The 6594-nt window shown below is 60.6% G+C and carries 4 protein-coding genes; all 4 read right to left on the bottom strand.

The window, feature by feature from the left end:
- Positions 1-377: 377 nt before the first annotated feature.
- Genes KIP88_RS45095 through KIP88_RS45080 form a run of 4 tightly spaced genes read right to left on the bottom strand, consistent with a single transcriptional unit; the run spans position 378 to position 5068 of the window.
- On the bottom strand, positions 378-1832 hold the full coding sequence (locus KIP88_RS45095) for a lyase family protein (protein WP_214494520.1): 1455 nt from the start codon (positions 1830-1832) through the stop codon (positions 378-380).
- On the bottom strand, positions 1792-3051 hold the full coding sequence (locus tag KIP88_RS45090; RefSeq protein ID WP_214494519.1) for an ATP-grasp domain-containing protein: 1260 nt from the start codon (positions 3049-3051) through the stop codon (positions 1792-1794). Before KIP88_RS45090 ends, KIP88_RS45095 begins: the two co-directional genes overlap by 41 nt.
- A gap of 11 nt (positions 3052-3062) precedes the next feature.
- On the bottom strand, positions 3063-4100 hold the full coding sequence (locus KIP88_RS45085) for a pyridoxal-phosphate dependent enzyme (protein WP_214494518.1): 1038 nt from the start codon (positions 4098-4100) through the stop codon (positions 3063-3065).
- Positions 4101-4111: 11 nt separating this feature from the next.
- Positions 4112-5068, bottom strand: coding sequence for a hypothetical protein (locus KIP88_RS45080; RefSeq protein WP_214494517.1), 957 nt, complete (start codon positions 5066-5068; stop codon positions 4112-4114).
- Positions 5069-6594: the final 1526 nt, after the last annotated feature.

Here is a 6594-nt window from a genome sequence, read left to right as displayed (position 1 = left end):
ATCGAGGGCGAAAAGCCGGTCTAGCGCCCGGAGTTTGATCGTTCGTGGGAGGCTAAGCGACTTGCACGCGCCCGGTGCGGGGCTCTTCCGCCGACACTCTACGAAGAACTCATTGCCAGAGGATGATTGCCGTTTGTGTCCACTGGGGCGGTCGGGTTGGCTTTGTCGACCTTAAGCCTGGCGAATGGCCGATTATGTATGTTGCCTGACCCCGGTCTGTCCGGTGGAGCGCATCTCGGCGCAGGCCCACCATGGGCGGCGGCATGGGGATGCCTTTCGCCAATGTAACTTGGACGCGCGCGGGTCCTCGGGCGCATCCCCTAGCCTTTACGCAGCGCTTGTCTGTTCGTTGGGCTGGTTTCTCCCTCGTCGATCAGTTAGAGCATTGGTCCGTCGAGGCTCGCGATTGCAGATCGAAGTTCTGCTCGAGCTCGGCTCCAACCGGCGCCGAGATCGCGCAAAAGCGCGGTTGATCTTTCGATGCCCCTTTCGAGCTCGTCGAGCGCTGCGGCAACGGCGTCCGGAGCGGGCCCTCCGCCTGCTCGAGCCGTTCTCGCAATCACGTCTGGCGCCGGAGAGACCTCGAGATCGGCGGCCCGGCCTCCTTGCATGACCGCCAGGAGAGTCGGTGCGCCACGCTCGATAGCTGTCGTAACCAGCTGCCCGACTTCATTATGAGCGGAACGAAAATCGAGGCTGCCGTTGACCGCGAGGCGAGTCGCCGTTTCCATGGCATTTACAAATGACCTGTCGAGCATAGCGGACGCGGCATCTGCAGCGATGGTCAGCCCAGTAAAACACAGTCGGATGAGGCGCACCGACCCGATGGAATTATCGATCCCGGACCAGACATGGCGAGTGGCTTCCGTTCCGACGGCCACGCAATTCGTGAAAGGCGTGCTATGCATGCCGGTGATTGCGGCGACGAAACAGCCAACTGCAGCGCCCGCCTTTCCCTGGACCTGCTCGAGAAGGAAGGGATTCCGCTTGTGAGGCATCGCGGAGCTAGACCCCACCAGTTCGTCCGGAAGGCTGGCCAGCCCGGCATCGCCGATCCAGAGCAGTAACGTCTCGGCGATGCGGCTTAGATTGGATCCGAGAATCGCGCAACCGGCCAGCAGGCGAAGGACCAGATCGCGAGATGCTACGCTGTCGATGGAGTTGACCGGGGGAGTCGCGAAGCCAAGCAGCTCTGCCGTCAGGTTCGGCAGGATCGGCAAGGTCGTGCCGCCCCCCACGCCAGCACCGAGACAGGAACGATTGAGGAGTGGATGCACGGCCAGAAGCGCATCCAGATCGCGCGCGAGCGCACCGGCGAACGCCGCCAGATGGTGCGCTAAGGTGGATGGCAAGGCAGGCTGACGGTGGGTGTGCAGAGGGAGGATCGTCTCAAAGTGAGCGCGAGCTAGGCCACACAGCACTCGCAGAAGCTCGAGGAGCTCACCGGCCAATTCCCGATACGGCCCTCTCAGCTTGAGCTTTAGGAGCGTAGCATTGATATCATTGCGGCTCCGACCAAGATGTAGGTTACTGGCTTCTTTGCCGATCACCAAGCGGAGATGATCCTCATAAGCGAGATAAGAGCCGCGAGGGGCAGGCGAAAAAACAACGCTGTGAAATCCCTCGGCCTGTAATCTATCGAGCTCGACGAGCACATTTTTGGCGAGCCCGCGGTCGATCAGCCCGACCCGCTCAAGCATGATGGCCTGGGCTCGATCGATTTCGGCGTAGAACGGCAGTTCGTCACTCGCTGCCCGCCGAAGATCGGCGTCGAAAACGATGGCGCTCGCTTCAGGATGGAGCGTCGATTTGATGCGGCCTGTGTCCTGCAACACTGTCTCCTTGTCCTTGGATGAACGCGACTGCCGCCTCGGCACGCCGGACAGCAGCAGCCGGATCGCCGTCGACTGCGATGATGTGACCGATCCGGTCGCGGAAATCGTTGCACCGCGTAAATTCTGTCGGCAGAGCGCGATATAAAGCGAACTCCGCGAGTCCGAAACGGTCGACTAGCCGCTCGACGTTCTTGGGGAGGTCGAAGGAGCCTTCGCGCTCCGGCACGATGAATCGGATCGAACCATGAGCGCCTGCGGTCGGAGTTCCGGTTGGCATTCCGAGCAAGCTACGGAGGTACTCGAGGACCGGATCAAGACCAGTCACATGACGGAAAAGACTTGGGATCGAACCGCCGGCGAGTCGTGGATTAACTTCGATGATCGTGACGCAGCCCTGGTTTGCGCGGACTTCGACATGTGCTGGTCCCCGCGTGTGCCCCAGGGCCTCTATGGCGCGAAGGGCTTCATGTACAACTTGCGCTCGCAAACGAGGCGACAATGTTGCCGGCGCATCGTGTCCTATCTCGACGAAATGCGGCAAGGCTCCGAGGTGTTTCCGCGTCACGCCGAAGACTCTGCTATCGAGAATCTCGACGGAAAACTCGGTGCCTGCGATGTAAGACATCAGAAGGGCACCAGATTGGGTGGGACGGCCGCGCACGTCGGTCGTGGTGCCGAGCAGGTGGCGCAAAGCTTTAATCGCGTCGGTTTCTGTTTCCACCAGGGCAACCCCGATGCTGCCGGTCCCGCTGATCGGCTTTACGACTGCAGGCAAGCCGACCTGTGCGATGGCGCTGCGGATATCGCAGTCAGCGCCTACAGTGGCGCTACAGGGAACGCTGATGCCCGCCGCACGAAGCGCGGCAGCCTGGCGAGCCTTGTCCCGGCAAAGTGCGATGGCGTCGGGATTCGGACCGGCGAGCCCAAGCCGTCTTGCTTGCAGCGCAGCCGTGTGAAGGTAGAAATCGCTGGATGTGGTGAGTAGCTCGATCGGCATGGCCGCCGCGACGTCATCGATGACGACAGTGACGGCTACCTCCGAAGACGTGTCGCACGTACGTAGGTCGAGGTCTAGGCTGCCGTGCAGAAAGGCATACCTCTCAGGCGAGGCGGTGACAAAGACCGGAAGGAGCCCCAGTTCTCGGGCGCGCAGAATGAAGTCGGCGCCGGAGCCGGAGCTATTGGACTCGATGAAGATCGCGGCGGACACGGCCATTGCAGTAGACTTCAGTTTGCGGAATGCGAGATCCCCATCACGTGGGTCAGCGAGCGGCGGCTCCAATCGAAACGGCACCAGCCGCCATTGGCGTGGAGGGGATGATGGACGAGGATCGGCTCGCTCGCGGCGATCTCAGCCCGATAGCCGCGCTCTTGCATCCACGCCGGATCGTAGACGTTGTGCTCGTAACGGTTGCTGTCATCGGGGAACACGGCGAGCACCTTGCTTCCGGGGAAACGCTCCGCGTACCACTTGGCGACGAGGTAGGCCGCCCCGCTCGTAGGCCCGCGCTTCAGCGAAGTCTCGCGATGAAGTCGGTGCGCAGCTTGGTAGGCTTCGTTGGCGCCAAGCCAATGGACTTCGTCGAACGCCTCGTGGAGCAAGTTGCCGGGCAGAATGCTGTTGCCGAGACCGCGCAGATCGCGGCGCCCCGCCGGATGGCCGAACAACACGCTACCGAAGGTGTCTACCCCGACGAGTTTCATCTCGGGAAAGAATGCGCGGCAATAATGAGCAAGACCGCAAGATGAACCTCCCGAGCCGACCGTTGCGACCAGGACGTCGACCGTTCCGAACTGCCTGATCGCTTCCTCAGCCGGACGCGCATAAGCAAGGCGGTTGCTGAGGTTGTCATACTGCCTTGACCAGGTGGCGCCGGTGCGATCAATGAAGTCCAGGAGCGCTCGCTTCCGGAGCAGCTGGACGTTCGGGTCGAATGCTGTCGCGTCAACGAGGTGCACTTCGGCCCCCAAGTCCTCCATCGTGCGTTTGAGCGGCGGCTCGATAGCCCGGTCACCGAAGATGTGCAACTTGAGCCCGAAGTGCATGCAAACGATGGCGAGACCGAGGCCCATCGTTCCGCTCGATGTTTCGACGACCGGTGCGTTGGGGCCGATGTCACCGTTGCGAAGACCCGTTTCGATGATGTTAAAGGCCGGGAACACCTTCATGATCCTAAAATCGATGGCGGCCAAGTTCCCAAGCCGCAATGAAACGATCTTGAGGGGCGAATGAGCGCCGATTATGTCGGAGAGCATGTCCGCCATTCCCTGCATCCTCAATATGGGGTTGAAAAGGTGCGAAGGCGATCGAAACCGAGGCGCGAGATCGCCGCGCTGGCCTCACCCACTCGAGTACGAAGATCGGGTAGGGCCGCGTCGAAGATCAGGCCAGCAACGGTGCCGCTATGGGCGACGACGATACCGGCCGAGCCGGTGTCTTCCTTGATGCGGAGCAGTTCGTTGAACTTCGGCTTCTTAAGCGGATTCTGCATGGCGGTCTCGCTCGTTATCGCGGAGAAGGTCGCAACCCGGCCGGCCAGCGCGACGCTCTGCTCAGCAATTGCCTGCTCCAGGATGGCCAAAGCGCACCCGAAGGCGGCGACCTGGTCGCGCGAGTAGCGAGCCCGCGGTAACCGGTCGGTGTCGACACCGCCGCTGGTGGAGCCCGTGTCAAACCCCAGAATGTGCATTTGCGGGAGAGGACCATTGAACGTCCGGATAATCTTGCCGATGCGTTGGGCGAATAGGATGGTGCTGCCAGTGCAGTCGAACATCAGCGAGTCGCAGGCATGCTCGGCCGCCACCGCGAGCTTCGCTTGCAAATGAGGCGCCGGAGTGATGCGGGTCCCCCGGTACGCACTGACGGCTTCGGCGGCCGCGCGGATGGAGGCCACTACGCCGGTCGTAGACGAACCCATGCCGGCGCCTTCCGGAACGAACGTTATTACTTCGAGCGTAGCCGCCATGTTCTTCATTCCGAAGGCGTCGAGGGCAAGCCGAGCAGCGATCTCACACTTGCGGAAATGGGGCGGTCTTACATGAATGCCGGTACGGCCGGCCTCAGGCACGAATTTCCCCAAACGGCTTGGCTCCAACGTCACGCGGGCGATCGATCCAGCGCTGTATGGCATGTGAACTGAGACCAGCGCACGCACCGTCCGGCGGTACCCCCCTTCCGCGACATCGAAGGCGCCCTGGAGCAATTCGCCAAAGTGCGGGTGGCAGGCCGCCACGCCGCATGTCTTCGTGAGCCGGCGTTGGAACGCCCGTGTAGCGTACCTTTCAGTGAGATCCCGATCATATCGTTCTGCCATGGCGCGCCATTCTCAAAAACTACTTTCCACAATGTCGATCGCCGACACAGCGGTCAAATCCGAAGCTATTGCGGCCAAGCACTGAAATGCGTCCGCTCATCTGCGCCTTGAGCGCCGGCTTCATCACCACGCGGCTTGACTGCGAGCGTGCTAGGAAGCGGCGCCCCCGTCGATATTTTCGATGCATGATCGCTTAAATCCATAGAGCGAATAACCAAAGAGCGGTTACGGCCGGAGGCGAATATCCCTCCAACGTAGCCTCAAGTAAGCCGACGGAAACAATCTCCCCTGTAATGAGGACTGTGTCCAATGCTGCACGACCACATCATTCATTTAGATAACGCCCGTGCCTTAGGGGAATTCCAACCTGATCTGCATCAGTGTATGTTCGTTCATTATGTGCGCAGAAAGGGATCGGTGGTAATGCGCTCTGCGAAACGAAGGGCCCGCAGAACTTCATGATTTTGACTGTCATGACAAAATGGTCCCGACCTTCAATGAGCGTGGCGCTTCACGCAGCTTCGTTGCTATTAATCTAGCGGATCCGCTAGCGGCACATTAGCCAAGGGCGCAGATCCACGCACCTACCAGGAGTGAGGAGCGCGCTCCTATCAGCTGAGTCACGTGATTGCGAGTGACAATCGAACCATGAGGAGCATTTCGGCTTTGCTGGCACGGCAGTTACACTGGCGGGTGCGGTGGCTGATAACCTCCAGCAAATGGCATTTATTCTTGCGGTTGCACGATTCATAAAAGAACGGACGTCATTTCCAGCGCCGCCTGCTGTAGGAGTCGCAATGATAGCTTGTTAGATTGTCGGCTCTTAGTCCACGTCTGAGTGGTGTGCGAATTCGACTAGCCGAAGAGCGCTATCCGTCTCAAACGCGCTCGTACACGACGTCGCCACGTGATCCATGGCGCGACGCCAGTGATCGACCGTTTCGTGCCGGCCACCTGCCGCATCTCCTTCAAAACTCGCGAAAGCGGAAGCGCCGGTCAAGGCGACGGAGATGTTCTCATCAACGGAGCGACCAGACGCCAGATCCTGGCTCAAAGTAGGTCAAGCCGATGCCGCGAGCCGTCTGCAACGCGCAGCTGCGCAACGCTGCGCGTGAGTCTGCATCGGCAGGCCATCGCGCATCCAGGGTGGGAAGCAATCCTCTCGTTGAAACAGATCCGTGCTCCGCCGGGGCAATGGGGCAGCATGATTTCTGGACACCATGGCGAAACAACACCAGCATTCGATGGGCGGCGCGGACTGAGAGACGGGCGGTCGCCGGCCGAGGATGTCGGCCCGAGTAACTGAACATGTGGCGCTAAGGCCGCCTTCAGGCAGCCAAAAAGTTGGGCATGCGTTAGCGTCCCCACGGTCGCTTTGAGCAATTCCTAAAACCCGGCATTGCCGGACGTTTGCCTACCTCAGCAGAGGTTTTGACTGACTAGAT

The sequence above is a fragment of the Bradyrhizobium sp. SRL28 genome, from assembly GCF_018596315.1.
Taxonomy (GTDB): domain Bacteria; phylum Pseudomonadota; class Alphaproteobacteria; order Rhizobiales; family Xanthobacteraceae; genus Bradyrhizobium.
This window is presented reverse-complemented; position numbering and strand designations above follow the sequence as displayed.

What these genes read in the sequence shown, in the direction of transcription:
- KIP88_RS45090 (WP_214494519.1), bottom strand. Translation starts at nt 3,051, where the DNA reads ATGGCCGTGTCCGCCGCGATCTTCATCGAGTCCAATAGCTCCGGCTCC.
- KIP88_RS45085 (WP_214494518.1), bottom strand. Translation starts at nt 4,100, where the DNA reads ATGGCGGACATGCTCTCCGACATAATCGGCGCTCATTCGCCCCTCAAG.